General features: G+C 56.7%; 39 protein-coding genes. 24 read left to right on the top strand and 15 right to left on the bottom strand.

Annotated elements, in window-relative coordinates:
* Positions 1-64 precede the first annotated feature (64 nt).
* From ACR0CE_RS18170 to rplO, 8 genes are all read right to left on the bottom strand, one after another.
* Entirely contained in the window at positions 65-472 is a 408-nt protein-coding gene (locus tag ACR0CE_RS18170; RefSeq protein WP_480487313.1) for a hypothetical protein, read from the bottom strand.
* A gap of 109 nt (positions 473-581) precedes the next feature.
* Complete coding sequence (rplQ, locus tag ACR0CE_RS18165; RefSeq protein ID WP_480474043.1) at positions 582-1,004, bottom strand: 50S ribosomal protein L17; 423 nt, start codon at positions 1,002-1,004, stop codon at positions 582-584.
* Positions 1,005-1,179: 175 nt separating this feature from the next.
* Positions 1,180-2,196, bottom strand: a complete 1,017-nt coding sequence (locus tag ACR0CE_RS18160) for a DNA-directed RNA polymerase subunit alpha (RefSeq protein ID WP_480484769.1) — start codon at positions 2,194-2,196, stop codon at positions 1,180-1,182.
* 114 nt (positions 2,197-2,310) lie between these two features.
* On the bottom strand, positions 2,311-2,700 hold the full coding sequence (rpsK, locus tag ACR0CE_RS18155) for a 30S ribosomal protein S11 (RefSeq protein ID WP_170462414.1): 390 nt from the start codon (positions 2,698-2,700) through the stop codon (positions 2,311-2,313).
* A gap of 15 nt (positions 2,701-2,715) precedes the next feature.
* Complete coding sequence (rpsM, locus tag ACR0CE_RS18150; RefSeq protein WP_209505862.1) at positions 2,716-3,084, bottom strand: 30S ribosomal protein S13; 369 nt, start codon at positions 3,082-3,084, stop codon at positions 2,716-2,718.
* Between the two features lie 640 nt (positions 3,085-3,724).
* The gene (locus ACR0CE_RS18145; RefSeq protein ID WP_267363761.1) at positions 3,725-4,369 is read right to left on the bottom strand and encodes an adenylate kinase; all 645 of its coding nucleotides are present in this window, start codon (positions 4,367-4,369) and stop codon (positions 3,725-3,727) included.
* Entirely contained in the window at positions 4,366-5,730 is a 1,365-nt protein-coding gene (gene secY / locus ACR0CE_RS18140; RefSeq protein ID WP_480508517.1) for a preprotein translocase subunit SecY, read from the bottom strand. Before secY ends, ACR0CE_RS18145 begins: the two co-directional genes overlap by 4 nt.
* A 110-nt stretch (positions 5,731-5,840) precedes the next feature.
* The gene (gene rplO / locus ACR0CE_RS18135) at positions 5,841-6,314 is read right to left on the bottom strand and encodes a 50S ribosomal protein L15 (RefSeq protein ID WP_480496037.1); all 474 of its coding nucleotides are present in this window, start codon (positions 6,312-6,314) and stop codon (positions 5,841-5,843) included.
* Positions 6,315-6,633: 319 nt separating this feature from the next.
* Between rplO and ACR0CE_RS18130 the strand changes: the two genes are divergently transcribed.
* A complete protein-coding gene (locus ACR0CE_RS18130; RefSeq protein ID WP_480833376.1) occupies positions 6,634-7,668 on the top strand; it encodes a fatty acid desaturase in 1,035 nt (344 codons plus the stop codon).
* Between the two features lie 373 nt (positions 7,669-8,041).
* On the opposite strand, the gene ACR0CE_RS18125 is transcribed toward ACR0CE_RS18130, so the two are convergent.
* Complete coding sequence (locus ACR0CE_RS18125; protein ID WP_480833375.1) at positions 8,042-8,785, bottom strand: DUF2971 domain-containing protein; 744 nt, start codon at positions 8,783-8,785, stop codon at positions 8,042-8,044.
* A gap of 429 nt (positions 8,786-9,214) precedes the next feature.
* Between ACR0CE_RS18125 and rplB the strand changes: the two genes are divergently transcribed.
* The 19 genes from rplB to rpmD all read left to right on the top strand — a co-directional run bounded on the left by rplB (position 9,215) and on the right by rpmD (position 18,423).
* Positions 9,215-10,057, top strand: coding sequence for a 50S ribosomal protein L2 (gene rplB / locus ACR0CE_RS18120; protein ID WP_170531634.1), 843 nt, complete (start codon positions 9,215-9,217; stop codon positions 10,055-10,057).
* A gap of 3 nt (positions 10,058-10,060) precedes the next feature.
* Positions 10,061-10,339: a 30S ribosomal protein S19 gene (rpsS, locus tag ACR0CE_RS18115; protein ID WP_005980699.1), complete on the top strand. Its 279-nt coding sequence runs from the start codon at positions 10,061-10,063 to the stop codon at positions 10,337-10,339.
* Positions 10,340-10,342: 3 nt separating this feature from the next.
* Complete coding sequence (gene rplV / locus ACR0CE_RS18110) at positions 10,343-10,723, top strand: 50S ribosomal protein L22 (protein WP_039538267.1); 381 nt, start codon at positions 10,343-10,345, stop codon at positions 10,721-10,723.
* Entirely contained in the window at positions 10,723-11,433 is a 711-nt protein-coding gene (gene rpsC / locus ACR0CE_RS18105; protein WP_209505853.1) for a 30S ribosomal protein S3, read from the top strand. Before rplV ends, rpsC begins: the two co-directional genes overlap by 1 nt.
* A gap of 12 nt (positions 11,434-11,445) precedes the next feature.
* On the top strand, positions 11,446-11,859 hold the full coding sequence (gene rplP / locus ACR0CE_RS18100) for a 50S ribosomal protein L16 (protein ID WP_267364819.1): 414 nt from the start codon (positions 11,446-11,448) through the stop codon (positions 11,857-11,859).
* 236 nt (positions 11,860-12,095) lie between these two features.
* Positions 12,096-12,716, top strand: coding sequence for a 2OG-Fe(II) oxygenase family protein (locus ACR0CE_RS18095; RefSeq protein WP_480496041.1), 621 nt, complete (start codon positions 12,096-12,098; stop codon positions 12,714-12,716).
* A gap of 253 nt (positions 12,717-12,969) precedes the next feature.
* Positions 12,970-13,176, top strand: a complete 207-nt coding sequence (locus ACR0CE_RS18090) for a cold-shock protein (protein WP_480474053.1) — start codon at positions 12,970-12,972, stop codon at positions 13,174-13,176.
* A gap of 184 nt (positions 13,177-13,360) precedes the next feature.
* Positions 13,361-13,864, top strand: coding sequence for a hypothetical protein (locus ACR0CE_RS18085; RefSeq protein ID WP_480554839.1), 504 nt, complete (start codon positions 13,361-13,363; stop codon positions 13,862-13,864).
* A gap of 202 nt (positions 13,865-14,066) precedes the next feature.
* Positions 14,067-14,273, top strand: coding sequence for a 50S ribosomal protein L29 (gene rpmC, locus ACR0CE_RS18080; protein ID WP_209505847.1), 207 nt, complete (start codon positions 14,067-14,069; stop codon positions 14,271-14,273).
* Positions 14,274-14,277: 4 nt separating this feature from the next.
* Positions 14,278-14,508 carry a 30S ribosomal protein S17 gene (gene rpsQ, locus ACR0CE_RS18075; protein WP_209505845.1) on the top strand — a complete coding sequence of 77 codons (231 nt, stop codon included), beginning with the start codon at positions 14,278-14,280 and terminating at the stop codon, positions 14,506-14,508.
* A gap of 75 nt (positions 14,509-14,583) precedes the next feature.
* Positions 14,584-14,952: a 50S ribosomal protein L14 gene (rplN, locus tag ACR0CE_RS18070; RefSeq protein ID WP_005621870.1), complete on the top strand. Its 369-nt coding sequence runs from the start codon at positions 14,584-14,586 to the stop codon at positions 14,950-14,952.
* A 2-nt stretch (positions 14,953-14,954) separates the two neighbouring features.
* Entirely contained in the window at positions 14,955-15,266 is a 312-nt protein-coding gene (rplX, locus tag ACR0CE_RS18065; protein WP_480474055.1) for a 50S ribosomal protein L24, read from the top strand.
* Positions 15,259-15,819: a 50S ribosomal protein L5 gene (gene rplE, locus ACR0CE_RS18060; protein ID WP_209505843.1), complete on the top strand. Its 561-nt coding sequence runs from the start codon at positions 15,259-15,261 to the stop codon at positions 15,817-15,819. Before rplX ends, rplE begins: the two co-directional genes overlap by 8 nt.
* Positions 15,820-15,838: 19 nt before the next feature.
* Positions 15,839-16,144, top strand: coding sequence for a 30S ribosomal protein S14 (rpsN, locus tag ACR0CE_RS18055; protein WP_142639784.1), 306 nt, complete (start codon positions 15,839-15,841; stop codon positions 16,142-16,144).
* Positions 16,145-16,157: 13 nt separating this feature from the next.
* The gene (gene rpsH, locus ACR0CE_RS18050) at positions 16,158-16,550 is read left to right on the top strand and encodes a 30S ribosomal protein S8 (RefSeq protein ID WP_209505841.1); all 393 of its coding nucleotides are present in this window, start codon (positions 16,158-16,160) and stop codon (positions 16,548-16,550) included.
* Between the two features lie 11 nt (positions 16,551-16,561).
* The gene (gene rplF, locus ACR0CE_RS18045; RefSeq protein WP_170467582.1) at positions 16,562-17,095 is read left to right on the top strand and encodes a 50S ribosomal protein L6; all 534 of its coding nucleotides are present in this window, start codon (positions 16,562-16,564) and stop codon (positions 17,093-17,095) included.
* A gap of 11 nt (positions 17,096-17,106) precedes the next feature.
* Complete coding sequence (gene rplR, locus ACR0CE_RS18040; protein ID WP_010437103.1) at positions 17,107-17,466, top strand: 50S ribosomal protein L18; 360 nt, start codon at positions 17,107-17,109, stop codon at positions 17,464-17,466.
* A 186-nt stretch (positions 17,467-17,652) separates the two neighbouring features.
* The gene (gene rpsE / locus ACR0CE_RS18035; protein ID WP_209505839.1) at positions 17,653-18,222 is read left to right on the top strand and encodes a 30S ribosomal protein S5; all 570 of its coding nucleotides are present in this window, start codon (positions 17,653-17,655) and stop codon (positions 18,220-18,222) included.
* A 12-nt stretch (positions 18,223-18,234) separates the two neighbouring features.
* The gene (rpmD, locus tag ACR0CE_RS18030) at positions 18,235-18,423 is read left to right on the top strand and encodes a 50S ribosomal protein L30 (protein ID WP_267364815.1); all 189 of its coding nucleotides are present in this window, start codon (positions 18,235-18,237) and stop codon (positions 18,421-18,423) included.
* 101 nt (positions 18,424-18,524) lie between these two features.
* Here rpmD and ACR0CE_RS18025 read toward each other — a convergent pair whose 3' ends face one another.
* Positions 18,525-18,956, bottom strand: coding sequence for a MarR family winged helix-turn-helix transcriptional regulator (locus tag ACR0CE_RS18025; RefSeq protein ID WP_480833374.1), 432 nt, complete (start codon positions 18,954-18,956; stop codon positions 18,525-18,527).
* Between the two features lie 77 nt (positions 18,957-19,033).
* On the opposite strand from ACR0CE_RS18025, the gene ACR0CE_RS18020 reads away from it, so the two are divergent.
* From ACR0CE_RS18020 to ACR0CE_RS18010, 3 genes are all read left to right on the top strand, one after another.
* Positions 19,034-19,402: an antibiotic biosynthesis monooxygenase family protein gene (locus tag ACR0CE_RS18020; RefSeq protein ID WP_171638091.1), complete on the top strand. Its 369-nt coding sequence runs from the start codon at positions 19,034-19,036 to the stop codon at positions 19,400-19,402.
* Positions 19,403-19,423: 21 nt separating this feature from the next.
* Positions 19,424-19,885 carry a hypothetical protein gene (locus ACR0CE_RS18015; protein ID WP_480484780.1) on the top strand — a complete coding sequence of 154 codons (462 nt, stop codon included), beginning with the start codon at positions 19,424-19,426 and terminating at the stop codon, positions 19,883-19,885.
* 165 nt (positions 19,886-20,050) lie between these two features.
* Positions 20,051-20,263, top strand: coding sequence for a DUF1127 domain-containing protein (locus ACR0CE_RS18010; protein WP_209505835.1), 213 nt, complete (start codon positions 20,051-20,053; stop codon positions 20,261-20,263).
* 282 nt (positions 20,264-20,545) lie between these two features.
* On the opposite strand, the gene ACR0CE_RS18005 is transcribed toward ACR0CE_RS18010, so the two are convergent.
* The 4 genes from ACR0CE_RS18005 to rpsJ are packed head-to-tail and all read right to left on the bottom strand — an operon-like array spanning position 20,546 to position 22,511.
* Positions 20,546-20,842 (bottom strand): 50S ribosomal protein L23, encoded by a 297-nt coding sequence (locus tag ACR0CE_RS18005; protein WP_170609990.1) that lies wholly within the window; start codon positions 20,840-20,842, stop codon positions 20,546-20,548.
* The gene (rplD, locus tag ACR0CE_RS18000) at positions 20,839-21,456 is read right to left on the bottom strand and encodes a 50S ribosomal protein L4 (RefSeq protein WP_480474058.1); all 618 of its coding nucleotides are present in this window, start codon (positions 21,454-21,456) and stop codon (positions 20,839-20,841) included. Before rplD ends, ACR0CE_RS18005 begins: the two co-directional genes overlap by 4 nt.
* Positions 21,453-22,178 carry a 50S ribosomal protein L3 gene (gene rplC, locus ACR0CE_RS17995; protein WP_171638102.1) on the bottom strand — a complete coding sequence of 242 codons (726 nt, stop codon included), beginning with the start codon at positions 22,176-22,178 and terminating at the stop codon, positions 21,453-21,455. The genes rplD and rplC overlap by 4 nt, the downstream gene beginning before the upstream one ends.
* Positions 22,179-22,196: 18 nt before the next feature.
* Positions 22,197-22,511: a 30S ribosomal protein S10 gene (gene rpsJ / locus ACR0CE_RS17990; RefSeq protein WP_008756422.1), complete on the bottom strand. Its 315-nt coding sequence runs from the start codon at positions 22,509-22,511 to the stop codon at positions 22,197-22,199.
* A gap of 255 nt (positions 22,512-22,766) precedes the next feature.
* Here rpsJ and ACR0CE_RS17985 point away from each other — a divergent pair, with 255 nt between their 5' ends.
* Positions 22,767-23,849: a Fic family protein gene (locus ACR0CE_RS17985; protein WP_480833372.1), complete on the top strand. Its 1,083-nt coding sequence runs from the start codon at positions 22,767-22,769 to the stop codon at positions 23,847-23,849.
* Positions 23,850-23,905: 56 nt separating this feature from the next.
* Here the strand turns inward: ACR0CE_RS17985 and ACR0CE_RS17980 are convergent.
* Positions 23,906-24,333: EF-Tu C-terminal domain-related protein (locus tag ACR0CE_RS17980; protein ID WP_480492742.1), on the bottom strand; the 428-nt coding region annotated here is incomplete at its 5' end.

The following is a 24,333-nucleotide window of genomic DNA, read 5'->3' as shown; positions in this document are numbered from 1 at the left end:
GGGGCTCCGGATTTGATTATCTTTGGGATATGCGGGGCAAAGGCAATAAATGCAAGCCGCGCGCTCAGCTTCGGCGGCGCAGGAACTTGAGCCCGGACCAATCGGCGTCAATCGCGCAAACCTTCACGTCGACCCAGCCCAGCGGCAGGATTTCACTGCGCAGCATATCCTCGGTCACACCTGCGTGCAGGGGCGAAGATTTCTTGGCCCAGGAGACCCACAGCATTCCTCCGCTCCGTATGTGGGCGATTTGCTCAGCGGCCAATTCGGCGATCTGGTCCGGATGGTTCAGGAACATGTGAACCGCATCCGCAGGATCGGCTGCAGGGTCGAACAGAACACCGTCGGCACCTGCAGTCAGGTTGGGATAATGGGCAGGAGCGTTGAGCGTACGGACCGCATATCCGGGTTTGAAACCCAGTTTCGACCAGAGCGGTTTGCCTGAGTATCCTGCTGCGGGTTCACTTGCCATAACAGCCTGAACTTATGGCGCAAATCGAATGAAGGCAATTGGTTAGCTGAGGCACAAAAAAGCCCGCCCGATTGCTCGGGCAGGCGCATCAGGTCGATGACCGTCGTGCTTATTCTTCGGCTGCGGCCTCTTCGGCGGCAGCGCGGGCTTTGTCCGCGGCGCCTTTGGCATCGATGTCGCGATCGACGAATTCGATGATCGCCATCGGAGCCATGTCACCATAGCGGAATCCGGCTTTCAGGATGCGGACATAACCGCCCTGACGCTCAGCATAGCGGGGGCCCAGAACTTCGAACAGCTTGGCGACGTCTTTGTCTTCTTTCAGCTGAGCTGCGGCCTGACGGCGGGCGTGCAGGTCGCCGCGCTTGCCCAGGGTGATCAGTTTTTCGATGATCGGGCGCAGTTCTTTTGCTTTGGGCAGAGTTGTCTTGATCTGCTCATGTTCGATGAGCGAGCCAGCCATGTTTGCAAACAGAGCCTTGCGGTGCTCATGAGTACGGTTCAGGCGGCGGTAACCACGTGCGTGACGCATTTTTCAATTCCTTCTTTCGCGTTTTGCTTTGTCCGGCCTCCGATGCGTGTCAGAGGCTCACCTTGGGGCGGGATTGCCCGGATTGTACGTTTTGTACCGGCTTTCAGACCCCATTGGTCCGAAATGTACAAAACCTGCGACGGCAGGTTGGCCCCGCCGCCGCAGCCGAAGATGCTTAGAACGCGTCTTCGAATTTCTTTGCCAGATCTTCGATGTTGTCGGGCGGCCAGTCCTCGACATCCATGCCGAGGTGCAGACCCATGCCGGACAGCACTTCCTTGATCTCGTTCAGCGACTTGCGGCCGAAGTTCGGGGTGCGCAGCATCTCGGCTTCGGTCTTCTGGATCAGGTCGCCGATATAGACGATGTTGTCGTTCTTCAGGCAGTTTGCCGAACGGACCGACAGTTCCAGCTCGTCCACTTTCTTGAGCAGCAGCGGGTTGAACTCCAGACCATCGTCCTCGTCCTGACGGTTTGCTGATTCCGGCTCGTCGAAGTTGACGAAGATCGACAGCTGATCCTGCAGGATGCGCGCGGCATAGGCCAGTGCGTCATCGGGGGTGATCGAACCGTCGGTGTCGATCTTCAGGGTCAGCTTGTCATAGTCCAGAACCTGACCTTCGCGGGTCGGCTGCACGTCATAGGCGACTTTCTTGACCGGCGAATAGATCGCGTCGATCGGGATCAGGCCGATGGGCGCATCTTCCGGCTTGTTCTTTTCAGCCGAAACGTAACCCTTGCCGGTGTTGACGGTCAGCTCCATGAACAGGTCGGCGCCGTCGTCCAGGTGACAGATGACGTGATCGCGGTTCAGAACCTCGATGCCTGCGCTTTCGCTGATGTCACCAGCCGTAACGATTGCCGGGCCTTTGGCATTGATCGACAGGCGCTTGGGGCCTTCGACTTCCATGCGCAGGGAAACCTGCTTGAGGTTCAGGATGATGTCGGTGACATCTTCACGCACACCCGCCACGCTCGAGAACTCGTGCAGGACGTTGTCGATCTGGACGCTGGTGATGGCCGCGCCTTGCAGCGAGCTCATCAAAACGCGACGCAGGGCGTTGCCCAGGGTCAGACCAAAACCACGTTCCAGCGGTTCGGCAACCAGTGTCGCCTGACGCGCAGGGTCGTTGCCCGGCTTGGCTTCCAGCTGGGTCGGCTTGATCAATTCTGCCCAATTCTTGTGGATCATGTAATCCCTCCATTCCTGCCCGCGCCCCATGACCAACAAGGTGCAGACGCCCGAGGTTCAAAATGACGTGCTGGGGCCGTGCAAAAACACAGCCCCAGCTTAATTCCAGATCGCTTAGACGCGACGACGCTTCGGCGGACGGCAGCCGTTGTGAGCAATCGGGGTCACGTCGCGGATCGACGTGATGTTGAAGCCCACGGCAGCCAGCGCGCGCAGAGCCGATTCACGACCCGAACCGGGGCCCTGAACTTCGACTTCCAGCGTCTTGACGCCATGTTCCTGCGCTTTCTTGCCTGCGTCTTCCGCAGCCATCTGCGCGGCATACGGGGTAGATTTCCGCGATCCCTTGAAGCCCATGGTACCGGCAGACGACCACGAGATGGCGTTGCCCTGTACGTCCGAGATCAGGATCTTGGTGTTGTTGAAGGTCGAGTTCACATGGGCAACGCCCGATGCGATGTTCTTGCGCTCTTTGCGCTTGATGCGAGTCTTATCGCGTGCCATCGGTCAGACCCTCCCTTATTTCTTCTTACCGGCAATGGCCTTTGCGGGGCCTTTGCGGGTACGAGCGTTGGTGTGGGTACGCTGACCGCGAACCGGCAGGTTGCGGCGGTGACGCAGACCGCGATAGCAGCCCAGGTCCATCAGACGCTTGACGTTCATCTGAACTTCGCGACGCAGGTCACCTTCGACGGTGTAGTTGGCGTCGATATGTTCACGGATGGCCAGAACTTCGGCATCCGACAGTTCATTGACGCGGCGGTGCGCTTCAATGCCCACGGCTTCGCAGATTGCGTTGGCCGAGGTGTTGCCGATACCGGTGATATATGTGAGGGCGATTGGAACCCGCTTTGCAGTCGGGATGTTTACGCCGGCAATACGTGCCACGTGTCACTTTCCTTTTTGTTGCGGTTCCGTAACTCCGGAACCTTTTTTCACAACACTTTACCGTGGCAGTGACGCCAGAGGGTCCAGTATTATTCGAGGTGGTCGGGGCAATTGGGACGAATCCCGCATGCGGTCTTGATTCCCTTTAGGGATGGGGGTCGATATGGGCTTTTGGCGCTGGCGTCAAGTCCGAAACGAGGACCGTCAATCTCGAAGGTAATTACAGAGAACTCAAAAGCCTAGATATCGCGAACTTTGGAGCAGTTAAGACCACTTATCAACGCTGATGTTTGACCCTGGATCGTGAGCGATGCTCAATCCCTTTCGTTGAAACTCATACTGAATAGCGAAAATCTGGTTTTGCAAAGCATCCCGCTTACGGCGGATATCCCACGTGATCAAAGCAGGTAGACCAAATACAGTAAGGAGGTAAAACAGAGACACGCTGATATGCTGCAAAATGTACTCTGCCAAGAACAGCCACAATGCAACGATGGGTAATCCAAGCAAGAACCATCGCTTCGTAGACTTTATGAAAAGGCAGCGCCCCTCTTCCAAAAGATCTCTATAAAGATCAATCTTTGGCTCCAATTCAGGAGGCACAGCTGCGTTTCGATAAATCATACGAAGTCCCGGCGGACTAACCCAGTATCGCCTCGATCGACGCGGTGACTTCCTTGATATCCGCCAGCCCATTCACCGGACGCAGATCGCCCTTGGCGTAGTAATAACCGATCAGCGGCGAGGTCTTTTTATAGTACTCCATCAGGCGCGTGCGCAGGCTGTCTTCGTTGTCATCGGCGCGGCGCTGGAAGTCATTTTCCTTGCCGCAATTGGTGCATTTGCCATCCGCCGGGATCGGCTTGGTGTTGTCGTTGTAGACTTCACCACATCCGCCGCAGGTTGACCGCGCCGTGATCCGGCCCACCAGCGCGTCGTCATCGACGCGCATCTCGATCACGGTGTGCAGCGACTGGCCCAGCTTGGCCAGCAAAGCGGCCAGAGCATCTGCCTGCGCCAGCGTGCGGGGAAAGCCGTCAAAGATGAAACCGGCGCCTGTTTCGGTGGTCAGTTTCTCTTCGATCAGGCCGATCACGATTTCATCGGTGACCAGCTTGCCCGCATCCATGATCGCCGCAACCTTCCGGCCCATCTCGGTGCCCGAGGTCTTGGCTTCGCGCAGCATGTCGCCCGTGCTGAGCTGTACCATGCCGCGTGTTTCAACCAAGTGACGCGCCTGCGTTCCTTTCCCAGCCCCCGGGGGGCCCAACAGAATGATATTCATCGACGAGAGGGTCCCTTCCTGCCGCGTTTCTTGCTTTTGCCGCGCAGTTGAGACTTTTCGATAAGCCCTTCGTATTGGTGCGCCAGAAGATGGCTCTGAACCTGCTGGATCGTATCCATGGTCACGGAGACGATAATCAGAACCGAGGTGCCGCCGAAATAGAACGGGATGGCAAATTGGCCCCGCAGGATTTCAGGCAGCAGACAGACGGCAGCCAGATAGGCCGACCCCAGCACCAGTACGCGGTTGACCACGTATTCCAGATACTCGGCGGTTTTCTTGCCGGGGCGGATACCGGGCACGAACCCGTTCTGCTTTTTCAGGTTGTCCGCCACATCATCCGGTTTGAACGACACGTTGAACGTGTAGAAATACGCAAAGAACACGATCATCGACGCGAAGAACAGCAGATACAGCGGCTGTCCGGGGCCGAAATTGGCCAGCAGCCACGACATGACCGGCCCGTTTGCCGCGCCCGACGAGAAGGTCGAGATCGTCACCGGCAGCAGCAGCAGCGAGCTGGCAAAGATCGCCGGGATCACGCCCGCGGGGTTGACCTTGACCGGCAGGTGGCTGGAGCCGCCTTCGTAGATTTTCATCCCGGCCTGACGGCGCGGGTACTGAATATGGATCTTTCGCAGCGCCCGTTCCATGAAGACCACGAACATGATCACGGCGATCACCATTACGATCACACCAACGATCACGGCGGGGCTGATTGCGCCCGAACGGCCCGACGCGAAGAACTGCGCCAGGGCGGCGGGGACCTCGGCGATGATGCCGACGAAAATGATCAGAGAGATACCGTTGCCGATGCCGCGTGCGGTGATCTGCTCACCCAGCCACATCAGGAACATGGTGCCGCCGACCAGCGTGATCATGGTCGACATGCGGAAATACAGCCCCGGATCGGTCGCCAGATCGCCCGATTCCAGTGACACAGCCAGACCATAGGCCTGAACGGTGGCCAGCGCCACGGTGCCGAAACGGGTGTATTGGTTGATCTTCTTGCGGCCCTGCTCGCCCTCTTTCTTGAGCTGTTCGAGCGCGGGAACCATCGATGTCAGCAGCTGCACGATGATCGAGGCCGAAATATAGGGCATGATGCCAAGGGCAAAGATGCCCATTCGGCCAAGCGCCCCGCCTGTAAACATCGAAACCATGCCGCCGATGCCCTGCCCCGCTTGTTCCATGAACTCGCGCAATGCTGCTCCGTCGATCCCCGGCACCGGAATGAAGGTGCCCAGACGATAGACGATCAGCAAACCCAGCGTGAACAGGATGCGGTTGCGCAGATCGGTGGCCTTGCCAAGGGCAGCCCAGCTTGTGTTGGCTGCCATTTGTTCTGCTGCTGATACCATAAAGTCGGTCTCTCTTATGCAAACGCCGCCCGGAACCGTTTTCCGGCTCGGACGGCGTCTTGGAAAACTCTGAAGTCTATGTAAGCGGGTCTTTGCCCGCTCACAAGCGCTTACTCTGCCGCAGCGGCTTTTGTGACTTTCAGTGAACCGCCCGCTTTTTCAACTGCCTCGACAGCAGCTTTCGACGCACCGGTCACTTCCAGATCAACCTTGGCGCTGATCTCGCCTTTGGCCAGAACGCGGATACCGTCCAGCTTGCGGCGGACCAGACCGGACGCAACCAGAGCGTCTTCGGTGATCGCAGCCTTGGCGTCCAACTTGCCGGCTTCGACGAATTTCTGGATCAGGCCCAGATTGATGACGGCGAATTCCTTGCGGTTTGGCTTGTTGAAGCCACGCTTGGGCAGACGCTGGTACAAGGGCATCTGACCGCCTTCATAGCCATTGATGGCCACACCCGAGCGGGATTTCTGGCCTTTGATACCACGGCCACCCATTTTACCTTTGCCGGAACCCGGACCACGGCCAACGCGGGTGCGTTTTGGGGCGGCGCCAGGATTGTCGCGCAATTCGTTCAGTTTCATTTCGCTTCTCCTAAGCCGGATATGACCCCCGAAGCGTGATGGGCCAAACACGGCATTTCTTGGTTTTGATTCTCGCGGCCAAAAAGCCACCGCAGGCGTATAGGCCCGATGGCAGGGCTTGGCAAGACTGTAGATCGCCAGCCGCTTGTCATGACCGGCAAAAGCCCCGGGACCGGCCCCGCGGGTGAACCCAAAAGGACACCTTCACCGGGGTCTGACCGAAAATCGAGCACGAAATATGGCGATTTTGGCAATTATCGCTTGCCATGACCGGGCGGTAGTCTATCCGGATTGCCACAAACAAGAACTTGGCAGGCGCATGACTGAAACCACTCTCTCGACCCGGAAACAGCCGGAGACTACCGCTGCACGTGACTGGGTCACAACGCTTGCCAAATATCGCGAACCCGATCAGCTGCGCAGCGCGTTTGAACTGGGCGTCAGTATCATCCCCTTCTTCGCGCTTTGGGCCTTGTCCTGGATGTCGCTGTCGGTCAGCTATTGGCTGGCTTTTGCGATTTCCGTTCTCAACGCGGCCTTTCTGTTGCGCCTGTTTGCCATCCAGCATGATTGCGGGCACGGCGCGTTCTTCAAGAACCGCACGGTCAGCGACTGGGTTGGACGCACGATCGGAGTTCTGACGCTGACACCTTATGATGTCTGGCGCCGCACGCATTCCACACATCACAACAGTTCCGGCAATCTGGGCAAGCGCGGGATGGGTGATATCCACACCCTGACCGTGGCCGAATATCAGGCGAAAACCCCGATGAACCGGTTCTGGTATCGCGTGTATCGAAACCCGATCACCCTGTTCGTCTTTGGCCCCGGCTATCTGTTCCTGTTTCAGAACCGCCTTCCACTGGGCCTGACCGACAGCGTCCGGTTCTGGGTCAGCGCGATGGCCACCAATCTTGCCATTCTGGTTGCGCTTGTGGCCATCTACTATTTTGGCGGGCTGATGCCGATGGTACTGATCTTCCTGCCCTCGACCCTGATTGCCGCCACCGCCGGGGTATGGCTGTTCTATGTGCAACACCAGTTCGAGGACACGCATTGGGACGCCGATGAAGACTGGCAGTTGCACGAAGCGGCGCTGCACGGAAGCTCTCATTATATATTGCCGTCCGTGTTGCAGTGGTTCACCGCCAATATCGGTATCCACCACGTGCATCATTTGTACAGCCGCATCCCGTTCTATCGCCTGACCGAAGTGCTGCGCGACCATGATGAGCTGGCCAACAGCAACCGGATGACCATCCGCGAAAGCCTCGCCAACGCGCGCCTGCACCTGTGGGATGAGAAGAACCGCCGTCTGCTGTCCTTTGCCGAGGCCCGCGCGCTTTACGGGTGAGGTCTTCTGCGGCGTCGAGCGCAGGCGGAGTTTTCAGAGTTACCGGTCCGTGAGCCGCGCCGGTGACGGCCCGAGGGGTGACGCAGTAACGGCTGATCAGCGCGCTTTATGGTGCCAGATACATCCGAATTCCTAGCGAGGCGCTAACGCCCCCAAAGCGCCAGCCCGCCGGGACAGGCAGTCGCTGGCGCGGCGGGCTTTGGTTTTGGTGTGCGCTTGGGTGAGAAAACGGAAGGACGTAGGGATAGAAAACTTGACCTTGGAAGACGGCAAAACTTTCATCGTGTTTATGGGTTTCCGAATGTGTTTCCCCTTTTGGAAACATAGAAACCAATGACAATCATAGACTGTCTCGGCAGGCAAAAAGAGTTGATTAGCGAAAGCTCTCAAGTTCAGACGTTTTTACTTGGACGTGTTCTAATCCAACAGAGCTCAAGAATGCATGCATCCAGTCTAGATGTGATTGATGCTTTGGCCCCAATACGATTTCTTTGATGACCGATTTCGCTGGGTCAGCGATGAGGCAAGTAATGTAAGGCCGAATAGAGCTTTCATCGGCAATGAACTCGAGCTCAGGTAAAGCAACGCGATGTCTATACCTCAGTAGCCTCCATTCACATTCCTCGAAAAACGTATGCGGTTTCGTCTCATAGATTCGGGAATGCAAAGGAGCCAGCGCTTTGAGCAGTTTTGAAAGATGTGTTGAGTTGTCAGCAGATTTTGATTGAAATAAACTTGGTACCTCTCCAACTCGATAATTCATCTCCTTTAGGGCCATGTCTTTTGAGACCCCGTCTTTGAGTGTAACGAATTCACCAAGATCCAAAAACTCTTTGCAAAGTTCTTGGACAGTTACCTGAATGGATTGGCGAAGTTCTTGCTCTCCGTAATTCACCTTAATTAGTTCAAAAAAACTCTTGCCGAAGTTTACCGCTCCGAAATCCTCCTCCAAAATCTTTGGTGAAAACCCGATTGAAATCCCAGTTCCGTTGTTGGCGTAGGCTCTCCACTGGCTCAGGAGGTCTCCGTGCTCAGAAAGGCAAAAAGCGAACCCTTCAGTTGCATCTGGAAAACCTTCTACTATTACAGAAGCTACATCTGCAACTCCTTGGGGCAATTCAGATTCTTCAACGAGTTTGGTGAATACACGTCCGAGAACTCGGCCTTCGAGCGTGTCATTCGCTGAAGATAGAGCGGATAGGCGTATTGTTCGAGACCGTAGGATCGAAAAGGCAGTTTGGGTTGAGCAATAGTGGTACAAAAGCCTTTCAGACAAAGTCGGTGTTCCGTTTCTTGAATTTTGTTATCTTAAGCTATCAATTCTAACCTGTAGCAGTTCGGAATATTATTCGACACTCTATTTGTGCCCCTTGCCACCCACCCCCAACACTGCTAAACGCACCCAATCTTGCGGCCTCGGATTCGTTCCGGGGCCTTAGATATTTTGCAACCGGGGACCTTCGGGGCCCTATACCTTTGGCACCTACGGGGGCCTATCACATAGCGGGGGACCTCCCCTGCACTTGCTAAACGGAAGACAGAAAGCATGGCACTCAAGTCGTACAAGCCGACGACGCCGGGCCAGCGCGGGCTGGTGCTGATCGACCGTTCGGAGCTTTGGAAAGGACGTCCGGTCAAGTCTCTTACAGAGGGTTTGACCAAATCGGGCGGCCGGAACAACACCGGACGGATCACTTCACGCCGCCGCGGCGGTGGCGCAAAGCGTCTCTACCGGATCGTTGACTTCAAACGGAACAAATTTGATGTCGCGGCAACCGTCGAGCGGATCGAATATGACCCGAACCGGACCGCGTTCATCGCACTGGTAAAATACGAAGACGGCGAGCAGGCGTATATCCTGGCTCCGCAGCGTCTGGCTGTTGGTGACAAGGTCATCGCGTCGGCAAAGGCCGATATCAAGCCGGGCAACGCAATGCCGTTCTCGGGCATGCCCATCGGTACCATCGTCCACAACATCGAGATGAAGCCTGGCAAAGGCGGTCAGATCGCACGTGCGGCCGGTACTTACGCGCAATTCGTGGGCCGCGATGGCGGTTACGCTCAGATCCGTCTGAGCTCGGGCGAGTTGCGCATGGTCCGTCAGGAATGCATGGCCACCATCGGTGCCGTGTCCAACCCCGACAACAGCAACCAGAACCTCGGTAAAGCCGGTCGTATGCGCCACAAGGGCGTGCGTCCGTCGGTTCGTGGTGTTGCTATGAACCCGATCGATCACCCGCATGGTGGTGGTGAGGGTCGTACCTCGGGTGGCCGTACGCCGGTTACGCCATGGGGTAAGGACACCAAGGGTAAGCGTACCCGCAACAAGAACAAAGCGTCCCAGAAGCTGATCATCCGCTCGCGGCACGCCAAGAAGAAGGGACGTTAATCCATGTCTCGCTCTGTTTGGAAGGGTCCTTTCGTCGATGCTTACGTGCTGAAAAAAGCCGAAGCAGCGCGCGAGTCGGGCCGCAACGAAGTCATCAAGATCTGGTCGCGTCGTTCCACCATCCTGCCCCAGTTCGTGGGTCTGACCTTTGGTGTGTACAACGGCCAGAAGCATATCCCGGTAAACGTCTCGGAAGACATGATCGGTCAGAAGTTCGGTGAATATTCGCCGACACGGACCTATTATGGCCACGCCGCAGACAAAAAAGCGAAGCGGAAGTAAGTCATGGGCAAGGAAAAGAACCCCCGCCGCGTGGCTGAAAACGAAGCAATGGCGAAAACGCGCATGCTTCGCACCAGCCCGCAGAAACTGAACCTGGTTGCGCAAATGATCCGCGGCAAGAAAGTCGAGAAGGCCCTGACCGACCTGACTTTCTCGAACAAGCGCGTCGCGCAGGACGTCAAGAAGTGCCTGCAGTCCGCAATCGCGAATGCCGAAAACAACCACAACCTGGACGTTGACGAGCTGATCGTCGCCGAAGCCTGGGTTGGCAAGAACCTGGTCATGAAGCGCGGTCGCCCGCGTGCCCGTGGCCGTTTCGGCAAGATCATGAAGCCGTTCTCGGAGATCACCATCAAGGTGCGTCAAGTTGAGGAGCAAGCCTAATGGGACATAAAGTCAATCCGATCGGCATGCGCCTTCAGGTCAACCGCACCTGGGACAGCCGCTGGTACGCAGATACCAAGGACTACGGTGATCTTCTGCTGGAAGACCTCAAGATCCGTGAGTTCATCCAGAAAGAGTGCAAGCAGGCCGGTGTTGCCCGTGTGATCATCGAACGTCCGCACAAAAAGTGCCGCGTTACGATCCACACCGCACGTCCGGGTGTCATCATCGGCAAGAAAGGTGCAGACATCGAAGTCCTGCGCAAGAAGCTGGCCGCGATGACCGACAGCGAACTGCACCTGAACATCGTCGAAGTGCGCAAGCCCGAGCTTGACGGTCAACTGGTTGCCGAGTCAATCGCTCAGCAACTGGAACGCCGTGTTTCGTTCCGCCGCGCGATGAAGCGTGCCGTACAGAACGCCATGCGCATGGGCGCCCTGGGTATCCGGGTGAACGTCGCTGGCCGTCTGGGTGGTGCCGAAATCGCACGGACCGAATGGTACCGCGAAGGCCGTGTGCCGCTGCATACGCTGCGCGCCGACATCGATTACGCACATGCCGAAGCGATGACCCCCTACGGGATCATCGGGATCAAGGTCTGGATCTTCAAAGGGGAGATCATGGAGCACGATCCGCAGGCACGTGACCGTAAAGCACAGGAACTCCAGGACGGCCCTGCACCTCGTGGTGCTGGTGGCGGTCGTCGCTAAGGAGGGAAAGATATGCTTCAACCAAAGCGTACAAAATTCCGCAAGTTGCACAAAGGCCGGATCAAGGGCGAAGCCAAGGGCGGCTCTGATCTGAACTTTGGCACCTACGGCCTGAAAGCGATTGAGCCTGAGCGTGTAACCGCACGCCAGATCGAAGCTGCACGTCGTGCCATGACGCGTCACATGAAGCGTCAGGGCCGTGTCTGGATCCGCATCTTCCCCGACACTCCGGTCACTGCAAAGCCGATCGAAGTTCGTATGGGTAAAGGTAAGGGTTCGGTCGACCGCTGGGTTTGCAAGGTCAAGCCCGGTCGCGTGATGTTCGAGATCGACGGCGTCAATGACGACATCGCCCGCGAGGCCCTGCGCCTGGCTGCGATGAAGCTGCCGATCAAGACCCGCGTCGTGGTTCGCGAAGACTGGTAAGCGATCCGGGGGCACCCCCGCTCGTGACAAGATTGACCCCCGTCGGAACACCGGCGGGGGTTTTTCTATAGGGGGCTCTGCCCCCGTCGCGCGTGCCGCGCGCCTCCCCCGGGATATTTTGGGCCAGATGAAGCAGGGGATCCGTTCTTCATCTGGCTGCAAATATCCCGGAGCGCGAGGCAGAGCCTCGCAAAACAGCCATCGCCTTCACCGCGCGGCTGGTTTAAGACAGCGCCATGCCACAGATTGAATCACTTTTCGTCACCCGCCTCTATCGTGCCTCCTTGTCCGAATTCGGTCCCCCGATCGATGCGGAGGAGTTGGAAAGCTCATGCCTTGTCATCGCCGAGGATGACGAGGCCGGTCAGGACTGGTGCGAAGAAAACGGCTATCCCGGTTACACCAGCTATGCTTCGCTGACCGACCTGCCCTGGCGGTTTCCGATATTCGCCGATCTGGTCAAAGCGCTGGACAGCCATGTGGCGGCTTTTGCCAAGGATCTGGAGTTTGATCTGGGTGAGGGTGAGCTGAAGCTGGAAGACCTGTGGATCAACATCCTGCCCGAGGGTGGCATGCATTCCAGCCATCTGCACCCGCACAGTGTGATTTCCGGCACCACCTATGTGGCAATGCCCGAAGGCGCGAGCGCGCTGAAGCTGGAAGACCCCCGCTCAGGCCGCATGATGGCCGCGCCGACGCGGCTGAAAGGCGGGCGACGCGATTTGCAGCCCTTCATCTATGTGAAGCCGCAGGTGGGCGATGTTCTGCTGTGGGAAAGCTGGCTGCGCCACGAGGTGCCGATGAACATGGCCGAGGAAGAGCGGATTTCAGTGAGTTTCAACTATAAGTGGGAGTGAGCATCAGCTCATTGCACGGTAGTTGTTCAGTGTAGCGTTTGCGAGACGAACGGGCGGCCCCCTACCAATCACGATTCACAAAGAGTTTTCGATAACACTTGCAATATGTGCCGACATGGACCATGTGAGGCACGCTTACGTTTTTCTTTTTCGACCACTGTCTCCCGATATTCGGCGTTCAGTCTCTCGATCCAGACCGACCACGCCGCGCTGTCGCAATTCCGCGGACAGCAATTATTTGGAGAATACGGATATGGCCAATGGCACCGTAAAATGGTTCAACACAACTAAAGGTTTTGGCTTCATCGCACCGGAGACCGGTGGCAAAGACGTGTTTGTACACATCTCTGCTGTCGAACGCTCGGGTCTGACCGGTCTGGCCGACAACCAGAAAGTAACATTCGACATCGAGCCCGGCCGTGACGGCCGCGAGTCGGCTGTGAACATCGCTCTGGCGTAAGTCGCCCAGACTTAGACAGTTGCAGACGCGGTCTCGTGCAAACGGGGCCGCGTTTTTCGTAAAAGCGAATTTGAGCCATCTGATCTCAATCATTCCATTGGGTTCAGACACACGATAGAATCCAAGCTATGCACCCGCCCGTCATGTTGAGGTGTATTGTTCAGGCTTTGGTCAGGCATTTACGATGCAAGCCCTATTCTCATTCGTTCTGGTTGCGACAATTGCCTGCACGACAAGTGCTGTGGGGCAAGTTGCGAACCCGCACCGCATCTACGAAGACAGCTGTGCCGGATGCCACGCCCCCCATTCCGGTGATTTCGTTTGGGATGAGCTTGGTGTGTCAGATGGTGTGCTGGTCGGAGCCCGGTCCGGACGGGCGGTCGAAAATTACTTGCGCTCCGGTCATGGCGGGGTGACTACGGACAAGGCCGAGGTACTGCTTGCTCATTTCCGGATTATCCGGGACTCGGGCGGTGTCTTCATCGAGAAATGCCGTATTTGCCATGTGACCGCCGTGGAGCTTGTGCGAAACAATCTGATCCTTGACGAAGGGAAGCTGACGGGGCGATATACCGGGCGTGACATCGGAGCGTTCCTGGACGGTCATGGCCGTCTTTCGCCGGAAGAGGTTTCCGAGATGCTGTCCGTATTGACCAGAGTGGCAAATAGCCAGGGTCTGACACGGTGACACAAGCGGGTTTTTGATTTCGGGAAATTCCCTGTTCCCGCATGGCAAACTTTCCCTTGCCACCCCACCCCTAACCCCCTATAGAGCGGCATCTTGCGGTCTCCCGGCGTTGTCGGGCGATTCGTATGTCTATCATTCATCCACCAGGTCAAAGGTGACCCGAGTACGGGGCCTTCTGGTGTTTTGAGCAAAGGAAAAGGCGATGAACGCCCAAGAACTGCGTGACAAGACCCCTGATCAGCTCCGCGAGGAACTGGTCAACCTGAAGAAAGAAAGCTTTAACCTGCGCTTTCAACAGGCAACCGGTCAGCTGGAAAACACTGCTGGCATCAAAGCGGCCCGCCGCAACGCTGCCCGCGTCAAAACCATCCTGAACGAAAAGGCCGCTGCCGCGGCATCCGAGGAGTAATCAGATGCCCAAGCGTATCCTGCAAGGCACCGTGACCAGCGACGCCAACGAACAGACCATCACCGTGCTGGTCGAGCGCCGTTTCAAGCACCCGCTGCTGCACAAAACCGTTCGTAAGTCCAAGAAATACCGGGCTCATGACGAAAAGAACGCCTTCAAGGTCGGCGACTCTGTACGCATCATCGAATGCGCGCCGAAATCGAAGACGAAACGTTGGGAAGTTCTGGAAGCGTAAGCTTCCGGGATTTTTCATTTGTCGAAACCCTGGGGGATTTAATCAGACCAGCCCCCACAGGTCGGGAGAAACCACATGATCCAGATGCAGACCAATCTGGATGTCGCTGACAACTCTGGCGCACGCCGAGTTCAGTGCATCAAGGTCCTGGGTGGTTCCAAGCGTAAATACGCCTCCGTTGGCGACATCATTGTCGTCTCGGTGAAGGAAGCCATCCCGCGCGGCCGCGTAAAGAAAGGTGACGTCCGCAAGGCCGTCGTCGTACGCACCGCCAAGGAAGTCCGTCGCGAAGACGGCACCGCGATCCGTTTCGATCGCAACGCCGCCGTCATCCTGAACAACAACAACGAGCCCGTAGGTACCCGTATCTTTGGCCCCGTTGTTCGTGAACTGCGCGCGAAGAACTTCATGAAAATCATCTCGCTGGCTCCGGAGGTGCTGTAATTATGGCTGCTAAACTCCGCAAAGGCGACAAGGTCGTCGTGCTGTCCGGCAAGGACAAGGGCAAAGAGGGGACTATCACCTCGGTTGACCCCAAAGCCGGTAAAGCTGTGGTCGATGGCATCAACATCGCCATCCGCCACACCCGCCAGTCGCAAACCTCGCAAGGTGGTCGCCTGCCTCAGGCAAACCCGATCGAGCTGTCGAACCTGGCACTGCTGGACAAGAACGGCAAAGCAACCCGCGTTGGCTTCCGCATGGAAGGTGACAAGAAGGTGCGTTTCGCCAAGACCACAGGGGACGTGATCGATGCTTGATAACGCAACCTACACCCCGCGCCTGAAAGCGCAGTACGCCGAGACCATCCGTGCCGCTCTGAAAGAAGAGTTCGGCTACAAGAACGACATGCAGCTGCCCAAGCTGGAAAAAATCGTTCTGAACATCGGTTGTGGTGCTGAGGCTGTCAAAGACTCGAAGAAAGCGAAAGCTGCTGTCGAGGACCTGACTGCGATTGCCGGTCAACAGGCCGTTGCAACCAAGGCGAAGAAGTCGATCGCGGGTTTCCGCGTCCGGGAAGACATGCCGCTGGGTGCGAAAGTGACCCTGCGCGGTGACCGGATGTACGAATTCCTGGATCGTCTGATCACGATCGCGATGCCGCGTATTCGTGACTTCCGCGGTGTTAAGCCTTCTTTCGACGGTCGTGGCAACTTTGCCATGGGCATGAAAGAGCACATCGTGTTCCCGGAAATCGACTTCGACAAGGTCGACGAGGTCTGGGGCCTGGATATCGTAATTGCCACCACAGCGAAAACCGACGCTGAAGCAAAGGCACTGTTGAAAGCATTCAACATGCCGTTCAACGCGTAAGCGCCGGGAGGATTGAGACATGGCTAAGAAAGCAATGATCGAACGCGAGAAGAAGCGCGAACGCCTGGTGGCCAAATATGCCGCGAAGCGTGCCGAGCTGAAAGAAATCGCGAATGACGAGAGCAAGCCGATGGAAGAGCGTTTCAAAGCGCGTCTGAAACTGGCGAAACTGCCGCGCAACAGCTCGGCTACCCGTCTGCACAACCGTTGTCAGCTGACCGGTCGTCCCCACGCTTACTACCGTAAGCTGAAGGTCAGCCGTATCATGCTGCGCGAGCTGGGTTCTGCTGGTCAGATCCCCGGCATGGTGAAATCGAGCTGGTAAGGGAGACATAGATATGAATGATCCTATCGGCGATATGCTCACCCGTATCCGCAACGCGCAAATGCGCGGCAAGTCCACCGTTTCCACTCCGGCGTCGAAGCTGCGTGTTTGGGTTCTGGACGTGCTGGCGGACGAAGGCTACATCCGTGGCTATGAAAAGACGACCGGTGAAAACGGTCATCCGGCCATCGAAATCAGCCTGAAATACTACGAAGGCACCCCTGTCATTCGCGAACTGAAGCGGGTTTCGAAACCCGGTCGCCGCGTATACATGGGCGTCAATGACATCCCGCAGGTCCGTCAGGGTCTGGGCGTGTCGATTGTCAGCACTCCGAAAGGTGTGATGTCGGACGCAAACGCTCGCTCCAACAATGTTGGCGGCGAAGTGCTCTGCACCGTCTTCTAAGGAGGTCTGCAATGTCTCGTATTGGTAAAAAACCGGTCGAGCTGCCCAGCGGCGTAACCGCCTCTGTGTCGGGTCAGACCATCGAAGTCAAAGGTCCGAAAGGCACCCGCAGCTTCACCGCCACCGACGACGTAACGCTGTCGGTTGAAGACAACGTGGTCAAGATCGACCCTCGTGGCATGTCCAAGCGTGCCCGCCAGCAGTGGGGCATGAGCCGCACCATGGTTGCCAACCTGGTAACCGGTGTGACCACAGGCTTCAAAAAAGAGCTGGAGATCCAGGGTGTTGGTTACCGGGCGCAGATGCAGGGCAACACCCTGAAGCTGAACCTGGGCTATAGCCACGATGTTGATTTCACAGCTCCGGAAGGTGTCACCATCACCGCACCGAAGCAGACCGAGATCGTTGTGGAAGGTATCGACCAGCAGCTGGTGGGCGAAACCGCGGCCAAAATCCGCGAGTGGCGCCGCCCCGAGCCGTACAAAGGCAAGGGCATCCGCTATAAGGGCGAGTTCATCTTCCGCAAGGAAGGCAAGAAGAAGTAAGGACGCAGACAATGGCAAACAGCAAAAGAACCCTGTTTCTGAAGCGCCGCCTGCGCGTTCGGAACAAACTTCGCAAGGTCAACGCGGGTCGTCCGCGTCTGTCCGTACACCGTTCGAACAAGAACATCTCTGTTCAGCTGATCGACGACGTACGTGGCGTGACCCTGGCCTCGGCCTCGACCCTGGAAAAAGATCTGGGTGTTGTAGGCAAGAACAACGTCGAAGCGGCGACGAAAGTCGGCGCGGCCATCGCCGAGCGTGCCAAGAAGGCAGGCGTCGAAGAGGCCTATTTCGATCGTGGCGGCTTCCTGTTCCACGGCAAAGTGAAGGCTGTCGCCGACGCTGCGCGTGAAGGTGGCCTGAAGATCTGATGGTGCGCCGGGCTGAAGCCCGGCTTACCGGATACGACGCCGTAGGCCGGGCTTCAGCCCGGCACCGGCACTTTGAAGGCGGGTCCGCCCGCCTCGATGATCGGGGAGCCCCAGAATGTCATTCACGGGTTCACTTCGATTGAGTAATTGGCGCCGCAAGCGCCTCTAGAGAAAAAGGGATGCCAAATGGCAGAACGTGAAAACCGTCGGGGCCGTGGCCGCGACCGTGAAGAAACGCCGGAATTTGCAGATCGCCTGGTCGCAATCAACCGCGTGTCGAAAACCGTAAAAGGTGGTAAGCGCTTTGGCTTCGCCGCTCTGGTGGTTGTCGGCGATCAGAAAGGCCGCGTCGGCTTTGGCAAGGGTAAAGCGAAAGAAGTACCTGAAGCCATCCGCAAGGCGACTGAGCAAGCCAAGCGTCAGATGATCCGCGTACAGCTGCGCGAAGGTCGGACCCTGCACCACGACATCGAGGGCCGTCACGGCGCTGGTAAAGTGGTTATGCGCGCCGCGCCTGAAGGTACCGGTATCATCGCCGGTGGTCCGATGCGTGCCGTGTTCGAAATGCTGGGCGTCAAGGATGTTGTGTCCAAGTCGCTGGGCTCGCAGAACCCCTACAACATGATCCGCGCCACCATCGACGGCCTGCAGAAAGAGCAGAGCCCGCGTTCGGTTGCCGCACGTCGTGGCAAAAAGGTTGCTGACATCCTGCCCAAGCGGGACGACGCACCGGCTGCTGCTGAAGCAGAAGCATAAGGAGAGCACGTCATGGCAAAAACCATCGTCGTCAAACAGGTCGGTTCGCCGATCCGCCGCCCCGCCGAACAGCGCGCAACCCTGATCGGCCTGGGCCTGAACAAGATGCACAGAACCCGTGAGCTGGAGGATACTCCTTCGGTGCGCGGCATGATCCGCAAGATCCCGCATCTGGTAGAGATCATCGAAGAGCGCGGCTAAGCCCGCAGCTTCGAAGACTTAGAAACGCCTCCGACCTCGGTCGGGGGCGTTTTTTGTTTAAGGGCTTGCCTGCCGGTGCCGTGAACTGATCCTCCGTCAATTCACCTTGAGCGCATGCCGCCTATGACTCGACGCATATAGTTCATGAATTGTGCGCGCTCAGGGTCTTTCAAGACCTGTAATGCATCGGCATTCACGTTCTGAGCTGCCTCGTAGGCGCTGTTACGAAGTGCTGCGGCCTTCTCGGTCAACCAAATCAATTGCGCCCTGGCGTCAGCAGGGTTCTTCGTTCTTTTGATCAAGCCATCACGTTCCATACGGTTAAGCGTGTTGGCCAATGTCGCCTGTTCGACGTCAATTTTGGTCAGCAGATCCTTTTGCGTCACACCGTCTTTGAGCCAGAGTTCCAGCAAGATTGGGAATTGCCCGACGACGATGCCAAAGGGCGCAATGCGTTGCTGCAACTCCTTTGCGAACAATCGTGCCATGTGATTAACCAGATACCCGGCCGAGTTTTCTTTTTCGAAGTCCATGTCCTGGATTTACACTTGAATAGCATGCTATGCAATTTTATATAGCTTGCTATATTTCAGAATCGAAGGGAACCGAAATGGCTCGTATCAAAGAGTTGGACACGATCGTCACGCTGGCAGATCAGATGCAGACCGAGGAAGGACCGGTGGTGCTGATCAACCTGTTTACGGTGGACGCCGAAGACGAAAAGGCGCTGCTTCGGGCATGGGCGCATGATGCGGATTTCATGAAATCGCAACCGGGATATATCTCGACCCAGCTCCATCAGGGTATCGCGGGCAGTTCGACCTTTGTGAACTACGCGATCTGGCAGAACGTGCAAAGCTTTCGCGACGCATTCACTCATCCCGAGTTCCAGCGTCGGATCGCGGACTATCCAGCAAGCGCAGTGGCCCGGCCACATCTTCTTCGCAAGCTCGCAGTCGAAAACCACTGCGTCGCCTGACCCTCATTTGGGAGTAGCAACATGTTAAGAACCATCCACCCCATCGCCGGAGTAGTAGGCTTTCTTACGATACTCGTTTTCTGGACATCCACTTTGTACAGTGAGTTATTTGCAAACCATGAGACCGTCGCGGCAGTAAAGTCCATGATCGTCAGCGGGCTCTTTGTTCTGGTGCCTGCAATGGTGATTGTCGGTGCATCCGGGGCGACACTTGGGCGTCGTCGAAAAGATGCCCCTGCGCTCGCCAAAAAGAAACGGATGCCGATCATTGCTATGAACGGGCTCATCGTCCTTGTTCCAGCCGCCGTCTACCTGAGCGCAAAGGCAAACGCGGGCTCGTTTGATACCAGCTTCTATATTGTACAGATCATCGAACTGATTGCCGGGGCGACCAATCTGACACTGATGGGGCTGAGCATACGTGATGGTCGGGCGATGGCCGCCCGCAATAAAACGCGCAAAAGAAATGAAAGCGGCGTGTGATTGACGTGGCCCACGACATGTATAGCCATTCAATAGATGCATATCGGCTAGACCAAAATCTGCGTTGTTAGCGATAGCAAACGCTCCTATCTCTGCCTTGTCCAATGAAGGAACACAAAAGGAAACGTCAGGGAATACGCCCTGATACGAGAAAGGAATAAAGAGATGACAACTGCGACACTGACCCATACCGGCTTCAACTTCGGCACCCGGATCGCTGACATGATCACACGGATCAAAACAGCCCGCGCACGCGCTGCTGAGTATCAGCGCACCTATACCGAGTTGCAGCGTCTGAGCAACCGTGAGCTGGACGATATCGGCATCCGCCGCTGCGACATCGCAGATATCGCGCACCGGCACGTATATTGCTCGTAACCACTCACACAATTGAAACGACCCAAAGGCGCCTTAGGGCGCCTTTTCTATGCCTGTTGCAGCTCTGCCCCGCGTGCAGGCCGCTCAGAGGCCGCCAGAGGGTGCGATGGCTGGTTTGATGCGGCCCATGTGCTGTTGACGCCAGAATCCCCCTGAGCGGCCGCTGGAGGGCGTGTGACCGCCCTGCCCTGACGCGCAAACCCAAAGCTTTGACGCCTGAAACGAAATCGGCCCCGGAGGAGTGATCCACCGGGGCCGAAAAATGTCGCTGTAAGCGTTGGATCAGAGACCGGTGCTTACGTCGATTGTGTTACCCTCTTCCAGGGTCACATATGCTTTCTTGACGTCTTTCCGACGGCCCAACTGGCCGCGGAAGCGCTTGACCTTGCCTTTGGTCACGGTGGTGTTCACCGCCTTGACCTTCACACCAAACAGTGCCTCAACGGCCTCTTTGATCTGCGGCTTGTTGCTTTCGATCGCCACTTCAAAGACAACCGCGCCATTTTCGGACGCCATGGTCGACTTTTCGGTGATGATCGGCTTGCGGATCACGTCGTAGTGTTCTGCCTTCGCGCTCATTTCAGACGAGCCTCCAGTGCTTCGACAGCCGCTTTGGTGAGCACCAGGGTGTCACGCTTGAGGATGTCATAAACGTTTGCACCCATCGACGGCAGGATATCCAGACCTTCGATGTTGCGCGACGCCTTCAGGAACCCTTCGTTCACGGTCGCGCCGTCGATGACCAGAGCGCGTTTCCAGCCCAGGTTTGCAACCTGTTTGGCCAGTGCGGCGGTCTTGCCTTCGGCTTCGGCGTTCTCGATCACAACCAGTTCACCTGCTTTGGCTTTGGCCGACAGAGCGTGGCGCAGGCCAAGCTTGCGGAACTTCTTCGGCAGGTCGTGGCCGTGCGAACGAGGGGTCGGGCCCTTGTAAACACCACCCTTGCGGAAGATCGGTGCGTTACGGTCACCATGGCGTGCGCCACCGGTGCCCTTCTGGCGATAGATCTTCTTGGTCGAGTAGCTGGTTTCCGAGCGAGTCTTGACCTTGTGGGTGCCGGCCTGCGCGTTGTTGCGCTGCCAACGGACCACACGGTGCAGGATGTCCGCGCGCGGCTCGAGGCCGAACAGGTCTGCATCCAGCTCGATGTCGCCGGCCTTGCCGCCGTCCAGTTTGATTACATCAAGTTTCATGCTTCACCACCTTCCGCGGATACTTCTTCCGCAGGTGCTTCGGTTGCAGCCGATTTCACAGCAGCCGGGAAAGGCAGGCCTTCCGGTGCTTTCTTCTTCACGGCGTCCTTGACGGTGACCCAGCCCGATTTCGGTCCGGGAACGGCGCCTTTGATGAAGACCAGACCACGGTCGGCGTCGGTTTTGACAACTTCCAGGTTCTGGGTGGTAACACGGGCAGCACCCATGTGACCGGCCATCTTCTTGCCTTTGAACACCTTGCCCGGGTCCTGACACTGACCGGTCGAGCCGTGCGAACGGTGGCTGATCGACACACCGTGCGAGGCGCGCAGACCACCGAAGTTGTGGCGCTTCATCGCACCGGCAAAGCCTTTACCGATCGAGGTGCCCGACACGTCAACCTTCTGACCAGCCAGGAAGTGTTCTGCCGAGATTTCGGCGCCCACTTCGATCAGGCCATCTTCGGAGACGCGGAACTCGGCCAGCTTGCGCTTGGGCTCGACCTTGGCAGCGGCGTAGTGGCCGCGCATGGCCTTCGAGGTGCGTTTTGCCTTGGCAGCACCAGCGCCCAGCTGAACGGCGGTGTAGCCGTCTTTTTCAGCGGTCCGCTGTGCAACAACCTGCAGGTTGTCCAGGTGAAGAACAGTCACAGGAATCTGCTTGCCGTCTTCCATGAACAGGCGGGTCATGCCAACTTTTTTTGCGATAATACCAGAGCGCATAATCTATACCCTCCGATCTTACGACTGCAGCTTGATCTCGACGTCCACACCAGCAGCCAGGTCGAGCTTCATCAGCGCGTCCACGGTCTGGGGGGTCGGATCAACGATGTCGAGCAGACGCTTGTGCGTGCGGATCTCGAACTGGTCGCGGGATTTCTTGTCAACGTGAGGGCCACGGAGAACCGTGAACTTCTCGATCTTGTTCGGCAGCGGGATCGGGCCGCGCACATTCGCGCCGGTCCGCTTGGCAGTGTTGACGATCTCTTGCGTGCTGGCATCCAGAACGCGATAGTCAAATGCCTTCAGCCGAATACGGATATTTTGGCTTTGCATAATAACAGCCTTTTATCAGGCGTTGGGGTTGAGAGGAGGACAGACGCGCATCGCCAACCCTCATCGAACCCAAAAGGCGGGAATCATCCCGCCTTGATGTTCTTGTTGAGAACCTGCGCGTATTAGTGGGGTTGGCGGGGTTTGGCAAGACTCGTTATCCGTTACCTGGCGAGCATTGCAAAAAAAGATTCCCAAGCTTTACACATCTCACGTGACATGCAAAGTTTTTGGCGATTTCTTTACATGTAGGTCACAATGCTCAAACAAACTTACAATATCCCGAACCTACCACCCGAATTTAACTTCGACACTCTACCGATTCTCAAGGCGCTAACAGCGGCGACTAGGAGATTGGCAGAAGTTAAAGGGCTAGCCCAAGTCATTCCAAACCAGGGCATCTTAATCGACACGCTCTCTCTACAGGAAGCGAAAGACAGTTCGGAAATCGAGAACATCGTGACCACAAACGATGAGCTCTTCAGAGGAGGGTTGGACAGAGATAGAGCACTCAGCGGCCCGTCAAAAGAAGTAGCTGTTTATCGCGACGCATTACGTCTTGGGTTTGAACGTCTGTGTGAAACCGGTCTCATAACAAACCGCACGTTGACTGAGATGTTCCAACTTCTAAAAAACCGCGACGACGGCTTTCGAAAAACTCCGGGAACGGCACTTCAGAACAACGCAGGAAAGACAGTTTATGTACCGACGCAAGACGCGCTAGCCATTGAAAAGCAAATGGCTGAACTGGAGGCGTATATAAACACAGATTCGGATCTCGACCCTCTAATTCGAATGGCAATAATCCACCACCAATTCGAGAGCATCCACCCTTATCCGGATGGGAATGGTCGACTAGGGAGAATGCTCAATGTCCTTTATCTAACCAAAGAAGGCCTACTACGAATCCCCATTCTGTATATGAGCAGAGGTATCAACCGCACCAAAGCGGATTACTACCGCTTGCTGCAAGAAGTGCGTGAAACCGGAAACTGGGAAGACTGGATTGTTTATGTTCTAGATGTCGTAACAGAAACTTCGCAGGTCACTCTGGAACTTATTGAAGGTATCCGAGAAACCATGGCCTTCTTCAAGCATCATATTCGAAAAAACCACGACAAATTCTATTCCCAAGACTTGGTCAACAATCTATTCCGACATCCCTACACAAGAATTGAATTCGTTATGAGGGAATTGAATGTCTCGCGCCCAACTGCAACGAGCTATCTTGAGAAACTCACCGCAGATAAAGAATTACCATTAGAGAAAATCGTTGAGGGAAGAAATAATTACTACGTAAACATGGCCTTGGTGCAACTCCTTTCAGGAGACGAAGCCTAATCGAAAAAGGGCGCCCTGAGGGGCGCCCTTTCTGTCTGATCATTCGCTTAGGCGAATTATTCTACGATTTTCGACACGACGCCGGCGCCGACGGTGCGGCCGCCTTCGCGGATCGCGAAGCGCAGGCCGTTTTCCATCGCGATCGGGGCGATCAGCTCAACGCCGAACGACACGTTGTCGCCGGGCATGACCATCTCGGTGCCTTCCGCCAGGGTCACGGTGCCGGTCACGTCAGTGGTCCGGAAGTAGAACTGAGGACGGTAGTTCGCGAAGAACGGCGTGTGACGGCCGCCTTCTTCCTTGGTCAGGATGTAGGCTTCGGCTTCGAACTTGGTGTGCGGTGTCACCGAACCCGGCTTACACAGAACCTGGCCACGCTCAACGCCGTCACGGTCCACACCACGCAGCAGGGCGCCGATGTTGTCGCCCGCTTCACCGCGGTCCAGCAGCTTGCGGAACATTTCAACGCCGGTGCAGGTGGTTT

It is taken from the genome of Ruegeria sp. L11 (assembly GCF_056531755.1).
This window is presented reverse-complemented; position numbering and strand designations above follow the sequence as displayed.